General features: G+C 65.6%; 22 protein-coding genes. 9 read left to right on the top strand and 13 right to left on the bottom strand.

The genetic code is table 11. The annotated features are described in order from the left end of the window. Positions 1–201: 201 nt before the first annotated feature. From AC1Z3W_RS31730 to AC1Z3W_RS31685, 10 genes are all read right to left on the bottom strand, one after another. A complete protein-coding gene (locus AC1Z3W_RS31730; protein WP_057929232.1) occupies positions 202–963 on the bottom strand; it encodes an SDR family oxidoreductase in 762 nt (253 codons plus the stop codon). Between the two features lie 22 nt (positions 964–985). Then, positions 986–1,567: an LOG family protein gene (locus tag AC1Z3W_RS31725; protein WP_057929231.1), complete on the bottom strand. Its 582-nt coding sequence runs from the start codon at positions 1,565–1,567 to the stop codon at positions 986–988. Continuing rightward, positions 1,564–2,319, bottom strand: a complete 756-nt coding sequence (locus AC1Z3W_RS31720) for a TetR/AcrR family transcriptional regulator (RefSeq protein ID WP_057929230.1) — start codon at positions 2,317–2,319, stop codon at positions 1,564–1,566. The genes AC1Z3W_RS31725 and AC1Z3W_RS31720 overlap by 4 nt, the downstream gene beginning before the upstream one ends. Before the next feature lie 191 nt (positions 2,320–2,510). After that, positions 2,511–3,047: a diacylglycerol kinase gene (locus AC1Z3W_RS31715; RefSeq protein ID WP_057929229.1), complete on the bottom strand. Its 537-nt coding sequence runs from the start codon at positions 3,045–3,047 to the stop codon at positions 2,511–2,513. Beyond that, positions 3,044–4,078 carry a glycosyltransferase family 4 protein gene (locus AC1Z3W_RS31710; protein ID WP_057929228.1) on the bottom strand — a complete coding sequence of 345 codons (1,035 nt, stop codon included), beginning with the start codon at positions 4,076–4,078 and terminating at the stop codon, positions 3,044–3,046. Before AC1Z3W_RS31710 ends, AC1Z3W_RS31715 begins: the two co-directional genes overlap by 4 nt. Before the next feature lie 33 nt (positions 4,079–4,111). After that, on the bottom strand, positions 4,112–5,047 hold the full coding sequence (locus AC1Z3W_RS31705) for a UDP-2,3-diacylglucosamine diphosphatase (RefSeq protein ID WP_057929227.1): 936 nt from the start codon (positions 5,045–5,047) through the stop codon (positions 4,112–4,114). Positions 5,048–5,310: 263 nt separating this feature from the next. Then, positions 5,311–5,820 (bottom strand): RDD family protein, encoded by a 510-nt coding sequence (locus AC1Z3W_RS31700; RefSeq protein WP_057929226.1) that lies wholly within the window; start codon positions 5,818–5,820, stop codon positions 5,311–5,313. A 6-nt stretch (positions 5,821–5,826) separates the two neighbouring features. Next, positions 5,827–6,591, bottom strand: coding sequence for a DUF3106 domain-containing protein (locus AC1Z3W_RS31695; protein ID WP_057929225.1), 765 nt, complete (start codon positions 6,589–6,591; stop codon positions 5,827–5,829). Between the two features lie 26 nt (positions 6,592–6,617). Further along, complete coding sequence (locus AC1Z3W_RS31690; RefSeq protein ID WP_057929224.1) at positions 6,618–7,043, bottom strand: DUF3619 family protein; 426 nt, start codon at positions 7,041–7,043, stop codon at positions 6,618–6,620. Then, on the bottom strand, positions 7,040–7,603 hold the full coding sequence (locus AC1Z3W_RS31685; RefSeq protein ID WP_014896488.1) for an RNA polymerase sigma factor: 564 nt from the start codon (positions 7,601–7,603) through the stop codon (positions 7,040–7,042). The genes AC1Z3W_RS31690 and AC1Z3W_RS31685 overlap by 4 nt, the downstream gene beginning before the upstream one ends. A gap of 352 nt (positions 7,604–7,955) precedes the next feature. Between AC1Z3W_RS31685 and AC1Z3W_RS31680 the strand changes: the two genes are divergently transcribed. From AC1Z3W_RS31680 to AC1Z3W_RS31655, 6 genes are all read left to right on the top strand, one after another. After that, entirely contained in the window at positions 7,956–9,719 is a 1,764-nt protein-coding gene (locus AC1Z3W_RS31680; protein ID WP_483509281.1) for an acetolactate synthase 3 catalytic subunit, read from the top strand. Positions 9,720–9,831: 112 nt separating this feature from the next. Next, positions 9,832–10,323, top strand: a complete 492-nt coding sequence (gene ilvN / locus AC1Z3W_RS31675; RefSeq protein WP_006750445.1) for an acetolactate synthase small subunit — start codon at positions 9,832–9,834, stop codon at positions 10,321–10,323. Between the two features lie 95 nt (positions 10,324–10,418). Next, complete coding sequence (gene ilvC, locus AC1Z3W_RS31670) at positions 10,419–11,435, top strand: ketol-acid reductoisomerase (RefSeq protein WP_034190794.1); 1,017 nt, start codon at positions 10,419–10,421, stop codon at positions 11,433–11,435. 127 nt (positions 11,436–11,562) lie between these two features. After that, entirely contained in the window at positions 11,563–12,207 is a 645-nt protein-coding gene (locus tag AC1Z3W_RS31665) for a phosphatidylserine decarboxylase (protein ID WP_483509280.1), read from the top strand. A 15-nt stretch (positions 12,208–12,222) separates the two neighbouring features. Beyond that, positions 12,223–13,092 (top strand): CDP-diacylglycerol--serine O-phosphatidyltransferase, encoded by an 870-nt coding sequence (pssA, locus tag AC1Z3W_RS31660; protein WP_057929220.1) that lies wholly within the window; start codon positions 12,223–12,225, stop codon positions 13,090–13,092. Between the two features lie 324 nt (positions 13,093–13,416). Further along, positions 13,417–14,961, top strand: coding sequence for a 2-isopropylmalate synthase (locus AC1Z3W_RS31655; protein ID WP_057929219.1), 1,545 nt, complete (start codon positions 13,417–13,419; stop codon positions 14,959–14,961). 71 nt (positions 14,962–15,032) lie between these two features. Here the strand turns inward: AC1Z3W_RS31655 and AC1Z3W_RS31650 are convergent, their stop codons facing one another. The 3 genes from AC1Z3W_RS31650 to AC1Z3W_RS31640 all read right to left on the bottom strand — a co-directional run bounded on the left by AC1Z3W_RS31650 (position 15,033) and on the right by AC1Z3W_RS31640 (position 18,134). Next, entirely contained in the window at positions 15,033–16,583 is a 1,551-nt protein-coding gene (locus AC1Z3W_RS31650) for a SulP family inorganic anion transporter (RefSeq protein WP_057929218.1), read from the bottom strand. A 40-nt stretch (positions 16,584–16,623) separates the two neighbouring features. Then, complete coding sequence (locus tag AC1Z3W_RS31645) at positions 16,624–17,265, bottom strand: carbonic anhydrase (RefSeq protein WP_057929217.1); 642 nt, start codon at positions 17,263–17,265, stop codon at positions 16,624–16,626. Positions 17,266–17,621: 356 nt separating this feature from the next. Beyond that, positions 17,622–18,134 carry a hypothetical protein gene (locus tag AC1Z3W_RS31640; protein WP_057929216.1) on the bottom strand — a complete coding sequence of 171 codons (513 nt, stop codon included), beginning with the start codon at positions 18,132–18,134 and terminating at the stop codon, positions 17,622–17,624. Positions 18,135–18,324: 190 nt separating this feature from the next. Here AC1Z3W_RS31640 and AC1Z3W_RS31635 point away from each other — a divergent pair, with 190 nt between their 5' ends. From AC1Z3W_RS31635 to pnp, 3 genes are all read left to right on the top strand, one after another. Continuing rightward, the gene (locus AC1Z3W_RS31635) at positions 18,325–19,584 is read left to right on the top strand and encodes a branched-chain amino acid ABC transporter substrate-binding protein (protein ID WP_057929215.1); all 1,260 of its coding nucleotides are present in this window, start codon (positions 18,325–18,327) and stop codon (positions 19,582–19,584) included. Positions 19,585–19,705: 121 nt separating this feature from the next. Then, positions 19,706–19,975 (top strand): 30S ribosomal protein S15, encoded by a 270-nt coding sequence (rpsO, locus tag AC1Z3W_RS31630; RefSeq protein WP_006398792.1) that lies wholly within the window; start codon positions 19,706–19,708, stop codon positions 19,973–19,975. A 290-nt stretch (positions 19,976–20,265) separates the two neighbouring features. Further along, positions 20,266–22,413, top strand: a complete 2,148-nt coding sequence (pnp, locus tag AC1Z3W_RS31625) for a polyribonucleotide nucleotidyltransferase (protein WP_057929214.1) — start codon at positions 20,266–20,268, stop codon at positions 22,411–22,413. Positions 22,414–22,417 lie beyond the last annotated feature (4 nt).

The raw sequence follows: 22,417 nt of genomic DNA, 5'->3' as shown, positions 1-22,417 counted from the left end.
CGGTCCGGCGACATGGGCCGGGACCAATAAGGGGCGCATCAAGGCGAAATGACAGTCGGATGACCGGCTGTTTTGGCTTGGCGCTAGTAGAGCATGGAATTGTTACGGATGTTTACTGAAACTGTCGCGATATTGTGGAGATTTGTCGTGCCGTGACTGCGGAATGTTTCAGTCGGCGCATGTCGGCGCCTTCGAGGATGGTTATCGGCCGCCGCCGACGTCGAGCAGGGCGCCCGTCGTGTAGGACGCCGCATCGCCGAGCAGCCAGACGATCGCTTCGGCGATCTCCTGCGCTTCGCCCGCGCGGCCGAGCGGGGACTGCGCGCCGAGGCGCGCCGCGCGGCCCGGCTGGCCGCCGCTCGCATGGATCTCGGTTTCGATCAGGCCGGGGCGTACCGCATTGACGCGCACGCCGTGCGGGCCGAGTTCCTTCGCGAGGCCGATCGTCAGCGAATCGACCGCGCCCTTCGAGCCCGCGTAGTCGACATATTCGTTCGGCGAACCGAGCCGGGACGCGATCGACGACACGTTGACGATCGCGCCGCCGCGCCCGCCGCGATCGGTGGACAGCCGGCGCGCGGCTTCGCGCGCGCACAGGTAGGCGCCGAGCACGTTGGTGTCGAACATCCGCCGCAGTCGGTCGACCGTCATGTCGGCAAGCGGCATCGACGGCGCGACGATCCCCGCATTGTTGACGAGCGCGTCGAGGCGGCCGAACGTCGCCGTGACGGCGTCGAACATCGCGATGACGTCCGCTTCGTCCGCGACGTCGCCGGCGACGACGCACGCGCGTGCGCCGGCGTCGCGAACGGCTTGCGCGGTCAGTTCGGCTGCCGCCGCGTCGCGCGCGTAGTTGATGCCGACGTCCCAGCCGCGCTCGGCGGCGAGCACGGCGGTCGCGCGGCCGATGCCGCGGCTCGCGCCGGTGATGAGGACGGCCTTGCGATCGGACGGTGCGGGCATCGCGCGGGGCTCCCGATGAGCGTTACTTGGCGGCGTCGGGCGCCCACTTGTCGAGGGCGGGCGGCTGGTAGCGGCGCAGCTGCTCGATCAGCGCGACCGGTTCGGAGTCGATGCACAGCGCGTCGAAGTAGGCCGGACGCATGAAGCCTTCGTCGACCGTATGGCGCAGCAGCGCGATCAGCGGATCGTAGAACGAATCGATGTTGTACAGCGCGACGGGCTTGCGGTGATAGCCGAGCTGCGCCCACGTATAGACCTCGAACAGTTCCTCGAGCGTGCCGGCACCGCCGGGCATCGCGACGAACGCGTCGGCGAGGTCGGCCATCATCTTCTTGCGGTGGTGCATGTCGGGCACGACATGCAGCTCGGACAGCCCGGTATGACCGACTTCCTTGTCGACCAGCAGTTCGGGGATCACGCCGACCGCACGGCCGCCGGCCGCCATCACTTCATCGGCGATCACGCCCATCAGGCCGACACGGCCGCCGCCGTAGACGAGTGTCAGGCCCGCATCGACGAGTGCGCGGCCGAATGCGCGCGCGGCGTCCGCATAGACGGGCCGCACGCCGGACGACGACCCGCAATAAACACAGACTGCCTTCATTGCTTCGTATCCTTCGCCGCGGGCCTGGCGGCGACCGGACTGCCCGCGGGGCGCGGCGAACCGTCGCGCGGCGGCAGGTAGTCGGTGAACTCGCGCTTGGGCAGCTTGCCGGAGACGAGATCGTCGAACAGCTGGCGCGAACGGCCGCGCAGGTACGGGGCCATCACCGAGATCACGTGCATGCTCACCTGATGCAGCTCTTCGCGGATCGCGTCCTGGTCGTTGTATTTGCGCGGATGCATCACGTACTGATACGACAGCCAGTACGTCGAGATCACGGCCATGTTGGTGGCGATGACTTCGATCTCGGCGGGCGTCGCGACCATTTCGGCGTCGGACACGAGCAGTTCGCACATGTCGTGCGCGAAGCGCACCTTGTGGCTGATGATCTGCTTGAAGTGCGTCTCGAGCGTGCGGTTGCGCGCGAGCAGGTCGTTGAGGTCGCGATACAGGAACCGGTAGGTCCACATGAAGTCGGCCATGTACTGCAGGTACGACCAGGTCTCGTCGATCGTCGGACGGTGATCTTCGGGGAAGCGCAACCGCCGTTCGATCTGCTGCTCGAACTGCGCGAAGATGCTGTTGATGATGTCGTCCTTGTTGCGGAAATGGTAGTACAGGTTGCCTGGACTGATTTCCATTTCCTCGGCGATCGTCGTGGTCGTGACGTTCGGCTCGCCGATCTCGTTGAAGAGTTTCAACGACAACTCGAGAATCCGTTCGCGCGTGCGGCGGGGAGGTTTCGCTTCCATGTCGTCCGGCCCTGTGTGTGCCGGACTGGCAGGCGCTGCAATCGATGCTGCGAGATTCGTCCGGCGCGGGTTGCTGTTCTAAGTCTAGCGGCCGATTATAAACCGCTGTTTCCTTACAACGGGCGCATTTCGTGATCGCGATGCGTTCCGCGCATGGTGCGCCGCCGCACGCCGGCGATGCCGAGGGCGCGCTAGAAGCCGAGCCAGCGCGCGACGACCGGGCCGAGCACGAAGCCCCACGTCGTCACGCATGCGAACAGCGCGACCGTGACCGCCGCGCTGCCGAGGTCCTTCGCGCGCTTCGACAGTTCGTGGCGCTCGAGCGAGATGCGGTCGATCGCGGCCTCGAGGCTCGAGTTCAGCAGCTCGACGATCAGCACGAGCAGCACCGACGCGATCAGCAGCGCGCGCGATGCGGCCGGGACCGGTGAGAACGCAGCGATCGGCAGCATCAGCACGGCGAGCGTGAGTTCCTGCCGAAACGCGCTTTCCTCGCGGATCGCGACGCGAAACCCGTTCAGCGAATGCTTGAGCGCGTACCACGCGCGCGTGATGCCCCGGTGGCGCTTGTACGGGTTCGGCGGCAGCGGTGCCAGACGATCGTCGGGGCCGAGCGGTTCGTGCGTGTGCACGTCCGCGTCGGCGTGCGGCTCTTCTTCGTCGAACGGACGATGCAGTTGCGCGGTCGCGGCAGGGGGCGGGTTCTTGTCGTTCAGGTCTCGTTTCAAACGGCGGCACCTTCGGCGGGCGAGTACGCGGTCTTCGGCAGCGGCTTCAGATGCGACGCGAACTGCTCGGATGCCGCGCGCCACGAGAAGCGCTCGGCCCACGCGCGGGCAGTCTCGCGTTCGATCTTCAGCGCCTCGAGGCAGGCTTCCTGCAGGTCTTCGTGCATCGCGCCGGCATCGCCCCCCGCGAGCACGTCGATCGGGCCCGTCACGGGGTACGCGGCGACCGGCGTGCCGCACGCGAGCGCCTCCAGCAGCACGAGGCCGAACGTGTCGGTGCGACTCGGGAACACGAACACGTCGGCCGCAGCATACACCTTGGCGAGCTCGGCTTGCGACAGTACGCCGAGATAGTTCGCTTCCGGATAGCGCGATTTCAGCTCGGCGAGCGCCGGGCCTTCGCCTGCGACCCACTTCGAGCCGGGCAGGTCGAGACGCAGGAACGCCTCGACGTTCTTCTCGATCGCGACGCGGCCCACGTACAGGAAGATCGGCCGTGCGGTATTGAGCACCTTCGACTCCATCGGCCGGAAGATGTCGAGATCGACGCCGCGCGTCCACAGCACGACGTTCGTGAAGCCGAACTTTTCGAGATCCTGCTTCACGACCGGAGTCGGCGCCATCACCGCGAGCGACGGCCCGTGGAACCAGTGCAGGAACTTGTAGGTCGCCGACAGCGGGATGCCGAAGCGCGCCTGCACGTATTCCGGAAAGCGCGTGTGATATGCGGTCGTGTACGGCAGCTTGCGCGCGCGTGCATAGCGTCGCGCGGCGAGGCCGAGCGGGCCTTCGGTTGCGATGTGCAGCGCGTCGGGTCCGAACGCATCGATGCGGGCGCGCAGCTTGCGGTACGGCAGGATCGACAGGCGAATCTCGGGATAGGTCGGGCAGGGCACCGTGCGGAATTCCAGCGGCGTCAGCATTTCGACCCGGTGGCCGAGCGCGGTGAGTTCGCGGGAAGTGCTCTTCAGCGTTCGCACGACGCCGTTGACCTGCGGTTCCCACGCATCGGTGACGATCATGATCTTCATCGCGGCATGTGTCCTGTAAGTGGGGTTGTTGTGTCAGGCGGTGGCCTTGGCCTTGCGCGACGGGGCGGCGGACGGCGCGGTGCGCATCGCCGTCCAGTAGACGATCTTCAGTTCGCCTTCCATCGTTTCGACGAGCGCGGACAGGCTCTCGACCCAGTCGCCGTCGTTGCAGTACAGCACGCCGTCGATGTCGCGGATCTCCGCCTTGTGGATGTGCCCGCACACGACGCCGTCGCAGCCGCGGCGGCGCGCTTCGTCGGTCATCACGGTCTCGAACTGCGAGATGAAGTTCACCGCGTTCTTCACCTGGTGCTTCAGGTACTGCGACAGCGACCAGTACTGGAAGCCGAGCCGGCTGCGGATCCGGTTGAACCAGCGGTTCAGCACGAGGATCAGCGTGTAGAGCGTGTCGCCGAGATACGCGAGCCATTTCGCGTGCTGGATCACGCCGTCGAACAGGTCGCCGTGCACGATCCACAAACGTTTGCCCGCGAGCGTCGTGTGAAACGCCTCGCCGCGCACCTGGATGTCGCCGAACGCGAGGTCGCAGAATTGCCGCGCGCCTTCGTCGTGGTTGCCGGGGATGTAGACCACCTGCGTGCCCTTGCGCGCCTTGCGCAGGATCTTCTGGACGACGTCGTTGTGCGCCTGCGGCCAGTACCAGCCCTTCTTCAGCTGCCAGCCGTCGATGATGTCGCCGACGAGGTACAGGTACTCCGAATCGTTGTGGCGCAGGAAGTCGAGCAGGTACGGCGCCTGGCAGCCGCTGGAGCCGAGATGGATGTCGGACAGCCAGATCGTGCGGTAGCGATGCGTGGACGGTTCGGGGTCGCCATGCGTAGCGTGCGCGGCCGTCGGCTCGTGCGACGAAAGGGCATCGGTTGCAGCCGAGCCGGACGGGAAGGCGGTGACGGCGCGTGCGCCGAGCGGTTGACGGAACAGGGAGGTCGCGGACGTTTTCTGGCCCATGCATGACTCGCGCCGGTTGACATTACCGGCATTGCGCCATGCGGGCGTGACCATGCCGTGACAGTCACGAGACGTTCTTATTACTGTCGTTGCGGCGTGTTTAGCAGTGAATGCGGTGGCGTTGTGTAACGTGCCGAACCGACCGGCCTGCCGCTATAGGGAAAGCCGCGCGGGGCGGTCGTGCAGGCGTTTTCGACGGGTTTCGTCTGGCGGATGCGCGCAGGCGGGGGAGCCGGCCGCGGTCGTGCGGACCGCGCGGCGCGTCAGCGCGGAATCGCGACGACGCGCGTGCGCGCGAGGCGATCGTGCGGGAACTGGCGACCGGCGTGCAGGCGGGCGGCGCCGGCCCACGCGGCGATCCAAGCGCCGGCGAGCGCGAGCGTGACGGGCACCGACAGGCCGAGCAGCGGATGCAGCGCGAGCGGCGGCAGGAACCACAGCCAGCCGAGCGCATAGCGGACGAGTGCATGCGCGGCGTTCAGCGGCCGGCCGCTCGACGACTCGAGCCGCAGCCGCCAGGTCTTCATCGGCAGCGTCTGGCCGCTGTGGGTCCAGAACCAGACGAAGTACGCGCCGACGACGAGCGCGATCCAGGCGGCGAGGAGGTTGTGATGAACGAGGCCGTTGCGCTGCTGCGTCGCGAGGCTGAACGCGAGGCCCGCGAAGAACACGACGCCGAACAGCAGCACGGCTTCGTACAGCAGCGCCGCGAGGCGCCGCCGCACGGACGGCGCGGTGACGGCCGGAGCCTCGGGTGCGGGGGCGCTCGCCACGGCCGCTCAGGAACCCTTGAACATCGACGGCGCGTCGGCCGGCGACACGGGCGTGACGACAGCCGGTGCGGGTGCGGGCGCGGTGCCGGACGTGGACGACGCGACGGGTGGCGCGCCGGCACCGGCCGATGCGGGTACCGATGCCGGAGCAGGGTTGCTCGCCGGATGCTCGTGCGAATTGACGAGACGGCGCACGTCACGGTCGGCGACGGTCGGCGGCGCGCTGACGACGCTCGGCCGGCGGCGGCGCTCGGTCGCGGCGAGGCGTTGCTTCTGTTCTTCGGGCAACTGCTGGTAAGCCTTCCACGCACGCTCGCGCGCCTGCGCGGACAGTTCCTTCGCGCTCTGGTAATTCTCGCGCGCGACGCGGCGCTGCTCGGGCGTCATCCGCGCCCATTCGGACATCCGGTCCTGCAGGTGCTTCTGCTCATCAGGCGTCAATTTCGCGAAACGCGATGCGATTTTCAGCCATTTGCGTTTGCGAGCGTCGCTGAAGCCGTCCCACTGGTCGGCGAACGGCGCGAGCGCCGCGTGTTGCGCGGGCGTGAGCCGCGCCCACGACAGCGGGCCGTTGGCGGCCGGCAGCGGCAGGGGCAGCGGCGCGAGTTCGGTGGTCAGCCCGGTGGCGGCCGAGGTCGGCGCGGGCGCGCTGCTGGCCGCGGCGGAGACCGTCGCGGGCGGCGGGTTGAATCGGGAATAGGTGGCGACGTAGGAAACGGCGATCGCGATCACGCATCCGAAAAATACGGCCAGGCCCCGTTTCTGACTCACCCGTGCGATCCCCTCGTTATTGTCTGTTAGCGTGCGTGCGAAAGATACGCGTTGAACCCGTGATCGAGATACGCGTTGAGCGGCAGGTCGTCGCTGAGCATCGCCGCGTCGATGTCGGCGAGTTCGGCGGTGCGCTGCATGTCTTCCCAGTAGGCGATGCCGACGAGCCCCGCGAGCAGCAGCGCGAGCGGCCAGGCGCGCAGCAGGCGGCGCGCGAGCGATGACTGCGGGCGGCTCGCGGGCGGCGTGCCGTATGTGCCGGCTGCGCCGGCGAAGGCGGGCACGAACACCGGCGCGGTCGCGGCTTCAGGCTTCTTGCGCGCAAGCGCGGCCCGGCGCGCGACGGCCAGGCGATCGGTGGTCGCGGCAGGCAGCGCCGCGGCACGTTCGTCCAGCGCGCGGCGGACCTTCAGCGCGAATTCGTGTTCTCGATTTACGGGAGCGGAGCTCATAGCGTGATTCCTTTGGCCTTGAGCGCTTGCGCCAGGGTGTGGGTGGCTCGCGAGCAGTGCGTCTTGACGCTGCCTTCGGAGCACCCCATTGCGGCGGCAGTCTCGGCGACATCCATATCTTCCCAATAACGCATCAGGAACGCTTCCCGTTGACGCGTCGGAAGTTTCTGGATTTCCTCGTCGATCAGGGCCAGAACCTGCTCCCGCTCGAGGCGGTGCTCGGTGCTCTCGACCCCTGCATTGTCGTCCGCGGATTCGAGCGTTTCCAGCGGATCGAAGTCGTCGTCGTCCGTGTTGTTGAGCGACGAGAAGAGCGTGACCCAGGTATTGCGGACCTTCTGCCGGCGGAACCAGTCGTGGATCGCGTTCTGCAGGATCCGCTGGAACAGCAGCGGCAGCTCGGCCGCCGGCCGGTCGCCGTATTTCTCCGCCAGCTTGATCATCGCGTCCTGCACGATGTCGAGCGACGCATCGTCGTCACGCACGGCGTACGCAGCCTGCTTGAACGCGCGCCTTTCGACGCCCGCCAGAAAGTCGGCGAGTTCCTTGTCTGATGCCATTCCGTAAAGGTATGCGCTGCGGACTGCGGCGTGTGAAAGGTCGAAAAATTTCGTAAAACCCGCGGATGCTAACAAATTTTCGCGTGACTTGGCACCGGTGAGGGCGCGGGACGTTGCGCGCGAACCGCGTCCGCGGGCCGCGGGGCGGGGGCCATGATGCGCTGCGGGATATTTTGCTTGACGACCCAACCATGACCCGCTATCGTCAGCGATTCGCAACATGAAGTGATGGTCTCATTTGAGGCTGGCCCAAGAAGCCCGCCCTTCAAACTGGACGCGCCGCTTGAACCCGAGCCACAAGCCCGGCAGAGAGCACCCGATCAATTTTTTGCCGAAAATTCGAAAGGTCAAAATGAACATGCCCAGCGCGGAATTCTCCACGTCGGAACCCCTTTCCCCTCCCGATAGCGACTCCATCGGCGCCACCGTGCTCATGAAGGCACTGGCCGACGAGAACGTCGAATTCATCTGGGGCTACCCCGGCGGCTCGGTACTCTACATCTACGACGAGCTTTACAAGCAGGACAAGATTCAGCACGTGCTGGTGCGCCACGAACAGGCGGCCGTGCACGCAGCCGATGCGTATGCGCGTTCCACCGGTAACGTCGGCGTCTGTCTCGTGACGTCCGGCCCCGGTGTCACCAATGCGGTGACCGGCATCGCGACGGCCTACATGGATTCGATCCCGATGGTCGTGATCAGCGGCCAGGTGCCGACTGCCGCGATCGGCCAGGACGCGTTCCAGGAATGCGATACGGTCGGCATCACGCGTCCGTGCGTGAAGCACAACTTCCTCGTGAAGGACGTGCGCGACCTCGCGGAAACCGTCAAGAAGGCGTTCTACATCGCCCGCACCGGCCGTCCAGGCCCGGTGCTGATCGACATCCCGAAGGACATCTCGAAGACGCCGTGCCAGTACGAGCCGGTCAAGAGCGTGTCGCTGCGGTCGTACAACCCCGTCACGAAGGGCCATTCGGGCCAGATCCGCAAGGCCGTTTCGCTGCTGCTGTCGGCGAAGTGTCCCTACATCTACACGGGCGGTGGCATCATCCTCGCTGATGCGGCGCGCGAACTGAACCAGTTCGCCGACCTGCTCGGCTACCCGGTCACGAACACGCTGATGGGCCTCGGTGGCTATCGCGCGTCGGACAAGAAATTCCTCGGCATGCTCGGCATGCACGGCACCTACGAAGCGAACATGGCGATGCAGCACTGTGACGTGCTGATCGCGATCGGCGCCCGCTTCGACGACCGCGTGATCGGCGACCCGGCGCACTTCGCGTCGCGGCCGCGCAAGATCATCCACATCGACATCGACCCGTCGTCGATCTCGAAGCGCGTGAAGGTCGATATCCCGATCGTCGGCGACGTGAAGGAAGTGCTGAAGGAACTGATCGAACAGTTGCAGACGGCCGAGCATGGCCCCGACACCGACGCGCTCGCGCAGTGGTGGAAGGACATCGAGAGCTGGCGCGCGAAGGACTGCCTGAAGTTCGACCGCGAGAGCGAGATCATCAAGCCGCAGTACGTGGTCGAGAAGGCGTGGGAGCTGACGGACGGTAACGCGTTCGTGTGCTCGGACGTCGGCCAGCACCAGATGTGGGCCGCGCAGTTCTACCGTTTCAACAAGCCGCGTCGCTGGATCAACTCCGGCGGCCTCGGCACGATGGGCTTCGGCCTGCCGGCAGCGATGGGCGTCAAGATGGCGCACCCGGACGACGACGTGCTGTGCATCACGGGCGAAGGCTCGATCCAGATGTGCATCCAGGAACTGTCGACCTGCCTGCAGTACGACACGCCCGTGAAGATCATTTCGCTGAACAACCGCTACCTCGGCATGGTCCGCCAGTGGCAGCAGATCGAATACAGCAAGCGCTATTCGCATTCGTACATGGATGCGCTGCCCGACTTCGTGAAGCTCGCCGAAGCGTACGGCCATGTCGGCTTGCGGATCGAAAAGACTTCGGATGTGGAGCCGGCGCTGAAGGAAGCGCTGCGCCTGAAGGACCGCACCGTGTTTCTCGACTTCCAGACCGATCCGACCGAAAACGTCTGGCCGATGGTACAGGCCGGCAAGGGCATCACCGAGATGCTGCTCGGATCGGAAGATCTGTAACGGCGCGACGCGCGCGCGGGCCGGAAGCGGCCGCCTTCACGAAGGGCGGTGCGGCACCGGGCGGCGCGCGGCGCGAGTGAATCGACACGGACACATTCTGGAAGAAGCGAACATGAGACACATCATTTCCGTCCTGCTGGAAAACGAACCGGGCGCGCTGTCGCGCGTGGTCGGTCTGTTTTCCGCACGCGGCTACAACATCGAAACCTTGACGGTGGCGCCGACCGAAGACCAATCGCTGTCGCGGCTGACCATCGTTTCCATTGGCTCGGACGACGTGATCGAACAGATCACGAAGCATCTGAACCGCCTGATCGAGGTGGTGAAAGTGGTGGACCTGACCGACGGTGCACACATCGAACGCGAGCTGATGCTGATCAAGGTACGTGCAGTGGGCAAGGAGCGCGAAGAAATGAAGCGGATGTCGGACATTTTCCGCGGCCGCATCATCGACGTGACCGAAAAGACCTACACGATCGAATTGACGGGCGCGAGCGACAAGCTCGACGCATTCATCCAGGGGCTGGACGCCAGCGCGATCCTAGAGACCGTGCGTACCGGCAGCTCCGGCATCGGACGCGGCGAGCGCATCCTGAAGGTGTGATGCCAGACAGGCACGCCGGGTGCGCCGTCATGTCCCGGCCCGCAGTACTCCATCTGAACGAATTGTTGAATTTTTGAATTAGCGAAGGAACCATCATGAACGTTTTCTACGACAAAGACGCTGACCTCTCCCTCATCAAGGGCAAGCAAGTCACGATCATCGGCTACGGCTCGCAAGGCCATGCACACGCACTGAACCTGAAAGAGAGCGGCGTGAACGTGACGGTCGGCCTTCGCAAGGACGGCGCGTCGTGGAGCAAGGCCGAAAACGCAGGCCTGTCGGTCAAGGAAGTCGCGGAAGCGGTGAAGGGCGCGGACGTCGTCATGATGCTGCTGCCGGACGAGCAGATCGCCGACGTGTACGCGAAGGAAGTGCACGCGAACATCAAGCAGGGCGCGGCACTGGCATTCGCACACGGCTTCAATGTCCACTACGGCCAGGTGATCCCGCGCGCCGACCTCGACGTGATCATGATCGCGCCGAAGGCACCGGGCCACACCGTGCGCGGCACGTACTCGCAGGGTGGCGGCGTGCCGCACCTGATCGCGGTTGCGCAGAACAAGTCGGGCGCGGCACGCGACATCGCGCTGTCGTACGCGGCAGCGAACGGCGGCGGCCGTGCCGGCATCATCGAGACGAACTTCCGTGAAGAGACCGAAACCGACCTGTTCGGCGAGCAGGCCGTGCTGTGCGGCGGTACCGTCGAGCTGATCAAGGCAGGTTTCGAGACGCTGGTCGAAGCCGGCTACGCGCCGGAAATGGCGTACTTCGAGTGCCTGCACGAGCTCAAGCTGATCGTCGACCTGATCTATGAAGGCGGCATCGCGAACATGAACTACTCGATCTCGAACAACGCCGAGTACGGCGAGTACGTGACGGGCCCGCGCGTCGTCACGGAAGAGACGAAGAAGGCGATGAAGCAGTGCCTGACCGACATCCAGACGGGCGAGTACGCAAAGAGCTTCATTCTCGAGAACAAGGCAGGCGCCCCGACGCTGCAGTCGCGCCGCCGCCTGACGGCCGAGCACCAGATCGAGCAGGTCGGCGCGAAGCTGCGTGCGATGATGCCGTGGATCGCGAAGAACAAGCTCGTCGACCAGACGAAGAACTAAGCACCGCGTGCTGTTCCGGCCCTTCGAGAGGAGGGTCGGTATCAAAAAGCCGCCCGAAGGCAGTAGTGCCCCGGGCGGCTTTTGCTATCCTACGGGCTTTGCAATTCACCGAACACAGAACGAATCCATGAACTATCCTCATCCGATCATCGCGCGCGAAGGCTGGCCGTTCATCGCGATTGCAGCCATCATCGCGCTGTTGATCCACGCCATCGGGGGCTTCGGCTTCGCGTGGCCGTTCTGGCTGCTGCTCGCCTTCGTCGTCCAGTTCTTCCGCGATCCGCAGCGCCCGATCCCGGCGCAGCCGAACGCGGTGCTGTGTCCGGCGGACGGCCGCATCGTCGCGGTGGAGACCACGCAGGATCCGTACGCGAACCGCGAAGCGCTGAAGATCAGCGTGTTCATGAATGTCTTCAACGTCCATTCGCAGCGTTCGCCGGTCGATGGCGCGATCTCCAAGGTCGAGTACTTCCCGGGTGCATTCCTGAACGCGGCGATCGACAAGGCATCGACCGAGAACGAGCGCAATGCGGTCGTGATCCAGACGGCGAGCGGCAATACCGTCACCGCCGTGCAGATCGCCGGTCTCGTCGCCCGCCGGATCCTCTGCTACGTGCGCGCCGGCGAGCCGCTGTCGCGTGGCCAGCGCTACGGTTTCATCCGCTTTGGTTCGCGCGTCGACGTGTACCTGCCGCTCGGCAGCCGCGCGAAGGTGTCGATCGGCGAGAAGGTCTACGCGTCGTCGACGATCCTCGCCGAGCTCGAACAGTAAGCGGCGGAACGCACGATGGCCGCATTCAAACCGCGCCGGCGCAACGGCTCCAGCCAGACGCCACGCCCGTTCCGCCGCAACAAGGTGATGGCATCCGATCCGGTGCCCATCGAAAGCCGCCGCGCCGCGCGCCAGCGGTTCCTGAAGACGCGCGGCATCTATCTGCTGCCGAACGCGTTCACGACCGCCGCGCTGTTCTGCGGTTTCTTCGCGGTCGTGCAGGCGATGAACGTGCGCTTCGAGATCGCCGCGATCGCGATCTTCGTCGCGATGGTGCTCGACGGGATGGACGGGCGCGTCGCGCGGATGACGCATACGCAAAGCGCGTTCGGTGAACAGTTCGACAGCCTGTCGGACATGGTGTCGTTCGGCGTCGCCCCCGCGCTCGTGATGTACGAGTGGGTGCTGAAGGATCTCGGCCGCTGGGGCTGGCTCGCCGCGTTCGTCTACTGCTCGGGTGCCGCGCTGCGCCTCGCACGCTTCAACACGAACATCGGCGTCGTCGACAAGCGCTTCTTCCAGGGGCTGCCGAGCCCGGCCGCCGCCGCGCTGATCGCCGGTTTCGTCTGGCTCGCGACCGACAACCGCGTGCCGATGAAGCTCGGCTGGCTGCCTTGGGTCGCGTTCGCATTGACGATCTACGCGGGCGTGACGATGGTGTCGAACGCGCCGTTCTACAGTGGCAAGGCGCTCGACGTGCGGCACCGCGTGCCGTTCGCCGCGATCCTGCTGGTCGTCGTCGCGTTCGTGCTCGTGTCGTCCGATCCGCCGCTGATGCTGTTCTGCCTGTTCGTGCTGTACGGGCTGTCCGGCTATGTGTTCTGGGCCTACATGGCCGTGCGCGGGCGCGCGAATCCCGCGCGCTCGTCGCAGCGCGATCACTGACGCGCAACCTGCCCGGAAACGGCGGCCTCGGATGTGATTCCGGGCCGCCGTTTCCATTTGCCCCTTTTTCGCATCGCACGGCCGGGCATCCCGGGTGCCGTCCGATTGCACACCCAGCGGAATGCCGCTATAGTCTTCGGCATGACTGCATTTTCCCGCCTCTCCCTCCTTCTAGCCGGTGCGCCGCTACGCGCGCTAGCTTTGGCGCGCCTGCCGCGCTGACCGTTCTCGCCCTCCGTCAAGCCTCGTCTGTTGTTGAGCGTCGCCAGCGGTGGCGCGATCTCAATGCATTTGATTTCCGTATAAAGAGCCCTGGAGCCCCCCATGACAGACAAGCTGATCATTTTCGATACGACGTTGCGTGACGGTGAACAATCGCCCGGCGCGTCGATGACGAAGGAAGAGAAAATCCGCATCGCGAAACATCTCGAGCGGATGAAGGTCGACGTGATCGAGGCCGGCTTCGCGGCCAGTTCGAACGGCGACTTCGATGCGATCCACACGATCGCAGGTCTCGTGAAGGACAGCACGATCTGTTCGCTGGCGCGCGCCAACGACAAGGACATCCAGCGCGCGGCCGACGCGCTGAAGCCGGCCAACAGCTCGCGGATCCACACGTTCATCGCGACGTCGCCGCTGCACATGGAGAAGAAGCTGCGGATGACGCCGGACCAGGTGTTCGAGCAGGCGCGCCTCGCGGTGCGCTTCGCGCGCAAGTTCACCGACAACGTCGAATTCTCGCCGGAAGACGGCAGCCGTTCGGATCTCGACTTCCTGTGCCGCGTGCTGGAAGCCGTGATCGCGGAAGGCGCGACGACGATCAACATCGCCGATACGGTCGGCTACGGCGTGCCGGAACTCTACGGCCACCTCGTGAAGACGCTGCGCGAGCGCATCCCGAACTCGGACAAGGCGATCTTCTCCGTGCATTGCCACAACGACCTCGGGATGGCGGTGGCGAACTCGCTTGCCGGCGTGAAGATCGGCGGTGCGCGGCAGGTCGAATGCACGATCAACGGTCTCGGCGAGCGCGCGGGCAACACGTCGCTCGAGGAAATCGTGATGGCCGTGAAGACCCGCAAGGACTACTTCGGCCTCGACGTCGGCATCGACACGACGCAGATCGTGCCGACGTCGAAGCTCGTGTCGCAGATCACCGGTTTCGTCGTGCAGCCGAACAAGGCCGTGGTCGGCGCGAACGCATTCGCGCACGCGTCGGGCATCCACCAGGACGGCGTGCTGAAGGCGCGCGACACGTACGAAATCATGCGCGCGGAAGATGTGGGCTGGACCGCGAACAAGATCGTGCTCGGCAAGCTGTCGGGCCGCAATGCGTTCAAGCAGCGCCTGCAGGAGCTCGGCGTGTCGCTCGACAGCGAAGCCGAACTGAACGCCGCGTTCATGCGCTTCAAGGACCTTGCCGACCGCAAGGCCGAGATCTTCGACGAAGACATCATCGCGATCGTCTCCGAAGAGTCGGCATTCGCGCAGGAGCAGGAACACTTCAAGTTCGTGTCGCTGTCGCAGCACTCGGAAACCGGCGAGCAGCCGCAGGCGAAGGTCGTGTTCGGGGTCGAAGGCAAGGAAGTGACCGGCGAGGCGCGCGGCAACGGTCCGGTCGATGCGACGTTCAATGCGATCGAGAGCGAAGTCGGCAGCGGTTCCGAGCTGCTGCTGTACTCGGTGAACGCGATCACGACCGGCACGCAGGCACAGGGCGAAGTGACGGTGCGACTGTCGAAGAGCGGGCGGATCGTGAACGGCGTCGGCACCGATCCGGACATCGTCGCGGCGTCGGCCAAGGCGTATATCGCCGCGCTGAACAAGCTGCACTCGAAGGACGACAAGCTCAACCCGCAGCGCTCGTAAGCGCTGCGCGTCGAGCGCCCGAAACGCCCCGCGCGGCCGCGTGCCGCACGGGGCGTTTTTTCATGCGCCGCTCATTCGGCGGCCGGCGCGCGGAACAGCCAGCGTCGCGCGGCCGGGCGGGACGCCGGGCTGCGGCGGCGGAATTCGACCGCGATCCCGCGCCGCGGCGCATCAGCGACGAATGCATCGAGCAGTTCGAGCACGTCGTGGTCGATGTAGTCGGCGCGCGTCGCGTCGATGATCACGGCCGCACGGTCCGGAATGTGCCGCAGGTGATGCTTGACCTGCACCTTGCCGAGGAACGACACATCCTTGCGGAACGACAGCAGGAAGTGATCGTCGTGCTGCGCGAGCGTGACGGGGCTCTTCAGGTTCGCCACCGCGACCGCCAGCACGCTGCATGCGAGGCCGAGCGCGATGCCGAACAGCAGGTCGACCGCCAGCACGCCCGCGATCGTCGCGGCGAACGGCACGAACGCGGCCGGGCCCTGCTTCAGCACCGAGCGGAACAGGGCCGGTTTCGCGAGCTTGAAGCCGGTGTGGATCAGGATCGCCGCGAGGCTCGCGAGCGGGATCAGGTTGATCAGCCCGGTGAGTGCGAACACGCTGGCGAGCAGCAGGATCCCGTGCACGATCGCCGACATCCGGCTTTGCGCCCCTGCGTTCACGTTGACCGAACTGCGCACGATCACCGACGTGATCGGCAGCCCACCGAACGCGCCCGCGACGAGATTGCCGACGCCCTGTGCCTTCAGCTCGCGGTCCGGCTGGGTCGGCCGGCGCTTCGGATCGATCTGTTCGACCGCCTCCAGGCTCAGCAGCGTCTCGAGGCTCGCGACGACCGCGAGCGTGATCGCGACACGCCACACGTCCGGGTTGACGAGCTGCGCGAAGTTCGGGCCGAGCTCGGCGTGCTTCAGCGATGCCGCGAGCGCCGCGAACGATTCGAGCTCGGGCAACGTGACGCGATGCGCGGCGCCGGGCGCGACCGACGGCATGACGACGCCGAGCACCAGCGTAGCGCCGATGCCGAACACGACGACCGCGAGCGGCGCGGGCACCGAGCGCACCCAGGTAAAGCGCTTGAGGGCCGGCGTGTCCCAGGCGATCAGCAGCGCGAGCGAGACGAGCGCGATGGCCGTGGCTGCCCAGGCGGTCGGCAGGCCAGGCCATGATGCAAACGATTGCGCCGCCGTGCCGCCGATGCCGAATGCGAACGGAATCTGCTTCACGATCAGCAGCAGGCCGATCGCGGCGAGCATGCCCTTGATGACGGGCGACGGTACGTAGGCGGCGAAGCGGCCGGCGCGCAGCATGCCGAAGCCGAACTGCAGCACGCCGGACAGCAGCACCGCGAGCAGGAACGCGGAGAAGCTGCCGAGTTGCGCGATTCCTTCGACGACGATCACGACGAGGCCGGCGGCCGGCCCGCTGACCGACAGCGACGAGCCGCTCAGTAGCGCGACGACGAGGCCGCCGATGATGCCGGATACGAGCCCGGCGAACGGCTCGACGCCGGATGCGTTGGCGATGCCGAGACATAGCGGTAGCGCGACGAGGAAAACGACGATGCCGGCGACGATGTCGCGCGGCAGGGTGGACAGGCGCTCGTTCAGTTTCATGTTTTGGGGTGATTTCGTGGGCGTTGGGGTAGGGCGCGGGTTAGCCGAGTGCAGCGGCCGTGGCGGCATGCTCCGGTTCGGCTTCGGCCCGCGGTGCCGTGTAGCCGGAGTCGAGTTCCTGCAGGCGACCGTCGGCAAGGGAAAAGATCCAGCCGTGCACGAGCGGCGGCCGCTCACGATTGCGCACGATTGGAGAAGCGCGTAGCAGCCGCACTTGCTCGAGCACGTTCAGCTCGGCGAGACGGTCGGCGGCGGCCGTCTCGCCGAGCCCGTCGAGCGTGTCGCGATGGCGCCGCGCGAGCGCGCAGAGCGGTGAGATCCGGCGTGCGACGTGCGGCAGGTCGGCGGGCGGCGGCAGCAGCGACGCGCGCACGCCGCCGCACCCGTAGTGGCCGCACACGATCACGTGGTCGACTTCGAGCACGCGCACGGCGTACTCGAGCACGCTGGCGGAATTGTCGTCGTCGGGATGGAACAGGTTCGCGATGTTGCGATGGACGAACAGCTCGCCGGGCGCGCAGTGCGTGATGGTTTCGGCCGGCACCCGGCTGTCGGCGCAGCCGATCCACAGCACGCGAGGATTCTGACCGCGCGCAAGCGCGTCGAAGAAGCCGGGCGTGTGTTCGTGCGTCTCGCGGGCCCAGGCAATGTTGGCAACCAGCATGCTCTTGGGGCGGTTCATAAGGACTCCTTTCTGATCAGGTCAAACGAATATCGAACGGAATAGCGTAATTACATGCTTTCTAGATTGAAAGGTTCGATTTCGACCGATATTAGGGGTATGCCCTAGCGCTTTGGATGTGCCGAAACAAATTGTTTCAAATTAAACCGGGGCGGTGCATCGGCTGCACCAATGCAAGGCATGACATGTACTACACGTACGGGGTTTCGGGTCGTTGTACTGGTCCGAAGTATCGTCTCTCGGAAAAGATTTCCGCTGATTTTTAGAATTAATTCGATAGCAGAAAAATGAAATGGCCATTCACGCAATAATTCGTGAATGGCCATTGTGGAAATTGCGCGTAAATGCGTAATCGGTCAGAACAGGTTGCGGCGGTCGGGATCGTGCAGCGGATCGGGCGTTTTCTGCGTGGTGCGCAGGATGCCCTGCGGGTCGAAGTAGAAGCTGTACATCATGTACCAGACGTTGTCCTCGAGGTAGCGGTAGGTCCACACCTCGCGCTTCATCAGCGGGAAGTAGGACGTCTCGACCGGGCGGCCGAAATTGACGAGTACGTCGGTCTTGGTCCACTTGCCGATTTCCGCGCGATAGAACTCGCTCGGCTGCAGCACCTGGCGCACGTTGACGATCCGGTGGGCCGCGTCGACGTCGGCCGCGACGGTGATCTCACCCATCGGCTGGGTCGGCCACATCAGGCGCTTGCCGCCGCCGGGCAGGTCGTAGATCTCGCGCGGCGGGCCCATGCGCGCGACGATCGCCGACTCATCCTGGCCGGCCTGGTATTGCTGCCACGGTTGCGCGCAGCCGGCGAGCAGCGCTGCCGCACAGGCGGCCAGCACCGGCAGGCGCACGGGAATGCAAATGCGCATGGGATTCTCCAGAACTCTCTAACCGTTCAGTTGTATCACGGACGGCGTGCGCCGGCGCATCGTGCCGAAAAAATCGGTACGGATCGCCGGCAGTGCGCCGTCGGGGCGCGGTGTCGCGCCGCGCTTGCGGCCGGCCGCAAGCGCGGCCTATGATCCGCGCTTCTCGGGCAGATTGAAGGGCAGGTAGCCGATGCAACTGTGGAAACGGTGCGCGCTCGCATTGAGCGCCGGGTGGATGCTGGCGTCGTCCGCGTTCGCGGCAGGCGAGCCGGTGCGGATCGCGCTGATCGAGGGAATGTCGGGCCCGTTCGCGAATGCGGGCGCGGCGGTCGAGCGCAACCTGCGCTTCGGCGTCGAACAGGTCAATGCGGCGGGCGGCGTGAAGCTGCGCGACGGCGCACATCCACTCGAACTCGTCGTGCTCGACAGCAAGGGTAGCCCGGAAGAGGCGCTCGTGCAGTTGCGCGCGGCGGCGGACCGGCGTATCGGCTTCGTCACGCAGGGCAACAGCTCGGCCGTCGCGGCCGCGCTCGTCGCGGCGCTCGACAAGCTGAACGCGCGCAATCCGGACGGCCGGATGCTGTTCCTCAACTATTCGGCCGACGATCCGGCGCTGACGGGCGCGCGCTGCAGCTTCTGGCATTTCCGCTTCGACGCGCACGCGGGGATGCGCATGGCGGCGCTGGCGGACGTGATGGCGCGCGATCGCGCGCTGCGCAAGGTCTACTTGCTGAACCAGGACTACAGCTTCGGCCACGACGTCAGCACGCTCGCGCGGCAGGCGCTGGCCGAACGGCGCCCCGACGTGAAGATCGCCGGCGACGAATTCCACCCGATCGGTCGCATCAAGGATTTCTCGCCGTACGTCGCGAAGATCCGGGCGAGCGGCGCGGACGCTATCGTGACCGGCAACTGGGGCAACGATCTCACGCTGCTCGTGAAGGCGGCGCGCGAGCAGGGACTGAACGCGAAGTTCTATACGTTCTACGGCAACAGCCTCGGCGCGCCGGCCGCGCTCGGCGACGCGGGCGTCGGGCGGGTGATCGCCGTCGCGGACTGGCATCCTAACGCGGGCGGCGCGAAGTCGGACGCGTTCTACCGCGCGTTCCGAACCCGTTTTCCCGCGGCCCAGGACGACTATCCGGTGCGGCGCATGAGCTTGATGGTCGAGATGCTCGCGGCGGCGATGACCCGAGCCGGCTCGACTGACCCCGTTGCGGTGGCGCGCGCGCTGGAGGGGCTGTCGTTCGACGACGGCTTTCACGCGTCGACCATGCGCGCGCAGGATCACCAGTTGATCCAGCCCCTTTACGTGATGGAAATGGACAAGGTCGGCACGCCCGGCGTGCGCTTCGACAACGAGGGCTCCGGCTACGGCTTCCGGACGGTCCTCGCGGTGCCCGCGCAGCGCACGCAGATGCCGTCGACGTGCTCGATGACGCGCCCGTGACAGGAGGCGGTAGGAACGGCGTGCAGTTGTGCTACAATGCCGGCCGGTTGTAAGTCACGGCACGGCCTTTCTTCCGTGTCCGCCTGTGTACAGTTAGCAAGTAGGAAACCAAGGAAATCACATGTCTGTTGCAGATATCAAGAAGTCGGAAGTCGTTGCTCAGTTCGCCCGCGGCACCAACGACACGGGTTCGCCCGAAGTTCAGGTCGCACTGCTGACCGCACGTATCGTCGAACTGACGGGTCACTTCAAGACCCACGCGAAGGATCACCACAGCCGCCGCGGCCTGCTGCGCATGGTGAGCCGCCGCCGCAAGCTGCTCGACTACCTCAAGGGCAAGGATGCCGACCGTTACCGCGCGCTGATCGAGAAGCTGGGTCTGCGTAAGTAATCGAGGCGATTGCCGCCAGCAAGATGCCTGTGTCAGTCCGCTGATGCAGGCATTTTGTTTTTGCGCGGTGCGTAGCGTCACGCGCACCGCAGGTTGTCCGGCACGTGGATGCCGGCTGCCGGAACGGCTGATGCCGGGGTCGGGATTTGTGTCATTCCAGCGCGCCGCTCGACGAGCGCCGCGCTGGAATGGCATAAAAAACACACCTTGCTCCGGGTGATTCGGTCGGGACGCCGCCGCGCGGGATGGCCCGTACGGCGAATGAAATGAATGAATTCAAAGGAGCAACCATGTCCATGTTCAACAAGGTCGTGAAGGAATTCCAGTGGGGCCAGCACAAGGTGCGCCTCGAAACCGGTGAAGTCGCCCGTCAGGCGAGCGGTGCCGTGATCGTCGACGTGGAAGACACCGTCGTGCTGGCAACCGTCGTCGGCGCGAAGTCGGCGAAGCCGGGCCAGGATTTCTTCCCGCTGACCGTCGACTACCTCGAGAAGACTTACTCGGCCGGCAAGATCCCGGGCGGCTTCTTCCGCCGCGAAGGCCGTCCGTCGGAACACGAGACGCTGACGTCGCGCCTGATCGACCGTCCGCTGCGTCCGCTGTTCCCGGAAGGCTTCTACAACGAAGTGCAGGTCGTGATCCACGTGCTGTCCGTGAACCCGGAAATCCCGGCGGACATCCCCGCGCTGATCGGTGCGTCGGCCGCGCTCGCCGTGTCGGGCCTGCCGTTCAACGGCCCGGTCGGTGCCGCGCGCGTTGCATACATCGACAACGCGTACGTGCTGAACCCGACGCGTGACCAGATCAAGGCATCGAGCCTCGACCTCGTCGTCGCCGGTACGGAACGCGCGGTGCTGATGGTCGAATCGGAAGCCGACCAACTGCCGGAAGACGTGATGCTGGGCGCGGTCGTGTTCGGCCACGAGCAGATGCAGACGGCGATCGACGCGATCCACGAACTCGTGCGCGAAGGCGGCAAGCCCGAGTGGGACTGGCAGCCGGCACCGAAGAACGAGGCGCTGATCGCGCGCGTGACGGAACTGGCGCACGGCGACCTGCTCGCGGCTTACCAGTTGCGCGACAAGCAAGCGCGTTCGACGAAGCTGAAGGAAGTCTACGCGGCGACCTCGGCGAAGCTCGAGGAAGACGCGCTGGCGGCCGGCACGGTCGCGGCCGACAAGGCTACCGTCGGCAACGTCCTGTTCGACATCGAAGCGAAGATCGTCCGTTCGCAGATCCTGAACGGCGAGCCGCGCATCGACGGTCGCGACACGCGCACCGTGCGTCCGATCGAGATCCGCACCGGCGTGCTGCCGCGCACCCACGGTTCGGCGCTGTTCACGCGCGGCGAAACGCAGGCGCTCGTCGTCGCGACGCTCGGCACGAAGGGTGACGAGCAGATCATCGACGCGCTCGAAGGCGAATATCGCGAGCGCTTCATGCTCCACTACAACATGCCCCCGTTCGCGACCGGCGAAACGGGCCGCGTCGGCTCGCCGAAGCGTCGCGAAATCGGCCACGGCCGTCTCGCGAAGCGTGCGCTGGTCAAGTGCCTGCCGAGCGCCGACGAATTCGGCTACTCGATCCGCGTCGTGTCGGAAATCACCGAATCGAACGGTTCGTCGTCGATGGCATCGGTCTGCGGCGGCTGCCTCGCGCTGATGGACGCCGGCGTGCCGATGAAGGCGCATGTCGCGGGTATCGCGATGGGCCTGATCCTCGAAGGCAACAAGTTCGCGGTGCTGACGGACATCCTCGGCGACGAAGATCACCTCGGCGATATGGACTTCAAGGTGGCCGGCACCGAGCAAGGCGTGACGGCGCTGCAGATGGACATCAAGATCCAGGGCATCACGAAGGAAATCATGCAGGTGGCGCTCGCGCAGGCGAAGGAAGGCCGCATGCACATCCTCGGCAAGATGACGTCGGCGGTCTCGGGTGCGAACACGCAACTGTCGGAATTCGCGCCGCGCATGATCACGATCAAGATCAACCCGGAAAAGATCCGCGACGTGATCGGCAAGGGCGGTTCGGTGATCCGCGGGCTGACGGAAGAAACCGGCACGACCATCGACATCTCGGATGACGGCGTCGTGACGATCGCGAGCACGAACAGCGAAGGCATGGCCGAAGCGAAGAAGCGCATCGAGCAAATCACGGCCGAGATCGAAGTCGGCCAGGTGTACGAAGGCACGGTGCTCAAGCTGCTCGATTTCGGCGCGATCGTGAACCTGCTGCCGGGCAAGGACGGCCTGCTGCATATCTCGGAAATCGTCAACGAGCGTGTGAAGGACATCAACGACTACCTGAAGGAAGGCCAGCAAGTGAAGGTCAAGGTCATCCAGACGGACGAAAAGGGTCGCGTGCGTCTGTCGGCGAAGGCGTTGCTGAATGAAGCAGCGGCGGCGTCGCAGTCGGATACGCCGCCGCAGCAGTAAGCGG

It is taken from the genome of Burkholderia sp. 10_S31, from assembly GCF_056930375.1.
The sequence above is the reverse complement of the archived record's forward strand: the minus strand, read 5'-3'. Positions and strand labels throughout refer to the sequence as shown.

Excerpts from the sequence above, each read along its gene's own strand:
- pssA (WP_057929220.1), top strand. The coding sequence starts at position 12,223 with ATGGCCGCATTCAAACCGCGCCGGCGCAACGGCTCCAGCCAGACGCCA.
- AC1Z3W_RS31730 (WP_057929232.1), bottom strand. The coding sequence starts at position 963 with ATGCCCGCACCGTCCGATCGCAAGGCCGTCCTCATCACCGGCGCGAGC.
- ilvC (WP_034190794.1), top strand. The coding sequence starts at position 10,419 with ATGAACGTTTTCTACGACAAAGACGCTGACCTCTCCCTCATCAAGGGC.
- rpsO (WP_006398792.1), top strand. The coding sequence starts at position 19,706 with ATGTCTGTTGCAGATATCAAGAAGTCGGAAGTCGTTGCTCAGTTCGCC.
- AC1Z3W_RS31710 (WP_057929228.1), bottom strand. The coding sequence starts at position 4,078 with ATGAAGATCATGATCGTCACCGATGCGTGGGAACCGCAGGTCAACGGC.
- AC1Z3W_RS31645 (WP_057929217.1), bottom strand. The coding sequence starts at position 17,265 with ATGAACCGCCCCAAGAGCATGCTGGTTGCCAACATTGCCTGGGCCCGC.
- AC1Z3W_RS31685 (WP_014896488.1), bottom strand. The coding sequence starts at position 7,603 with ATGGCATCAGACAAGGAACTCGCCGACTTTCTGGCGGGCGTCGAAAGG.
- AC1Z3W_RS31640 (WP_057929216.1), bottom strand. The coding sequence starts at position 18,134 with ATGCGCATTTGCATTCCCGTGCGCCTGCCGGTGCTGGCCGCCTGTGCG.
- AC1Z3W_RS31650 (WP_057929218.1), bottom strand. The coding sequence starts at position 16,583 with ATGAAACTGAACGAGCGCCTGTCCACCCTGCCGCGCGACATCGTCGCC.
- AC1Z3W_RS31705 (WP_057929227.1), bottom strand. The coding sequence starts at position 5,047 with ATGGGCCAGAAAACGTCCGCGACCTCCCTGTTCCGTCAACCGCTCGGC.
- AC1Z3W_RS31680 (WP_483509281.1), top strand. The coding sequence starts at position 7,956 with ATGAACATGCCCAGCGCGGAATTCTCCACGTCGGAACCCCTTTCCCCT.
- ilvN (WP_006750445.1), top strand. The coding sequence starts at position 9,832 with ATGAGACACATCATTTCCGTCCTGCTGGAAAACGAACCGGGCGCGCTG.
- AC1Z3W_RS31665 (WP_483509280.1), top strand. The coding sequence starts at position 11,563 with ATGAACTATCCTCATCCGATCATCGCGCGCGAAGGCTGGCCGTTCATC.
- AC1Z3W_RS31655 (WP_057929219.1), top strand. The coding sequence starts at position 13,417 with ATGACAGACAAGCTGATCATTTTCGATACGACGTTGCGTGACGGTGAA.
- AC1Z3W_RS31635 (WP_057929215.1), top strand. The coding sequence starts at position 18,325 with ATGCAACTGTGGAAACGGTGCGCGCTCGCATTGAGCGCCGGGTGGATG.
- AC1Z3W_RS31690 (WP_057929224.1), bottom strand. The coding sequence starts at position 7,043 with ATGAGCTCCGCTCCCGTAAATCGAGAACACGAATTCGCGCTGAAGGTC.
- AC1Z3W_RS31720 (WP_057929230.1), bottom strand. The coding sequence starts at position 2,319 with ATGGAAGCGAAACCTCCCCGCCGCACGCGCGAACGGATTCTCGAGTTG.
- AC1Z3W_RS31725 (WP_057929231.1), bottom strand. The coding sequence starts at position 1,567 with ATGAAGGCAGTCTGTGTTTATTGCGGGTCGTCGTCCGGCGTGCGGCCC.
- pnp (WP_057929214.1), top strand. The coding sequence starts at position 20,266 with ATGTCCATGTTCAACAAGGTCGTGAAGGAATTCCAGTGGGGCCAGCAC.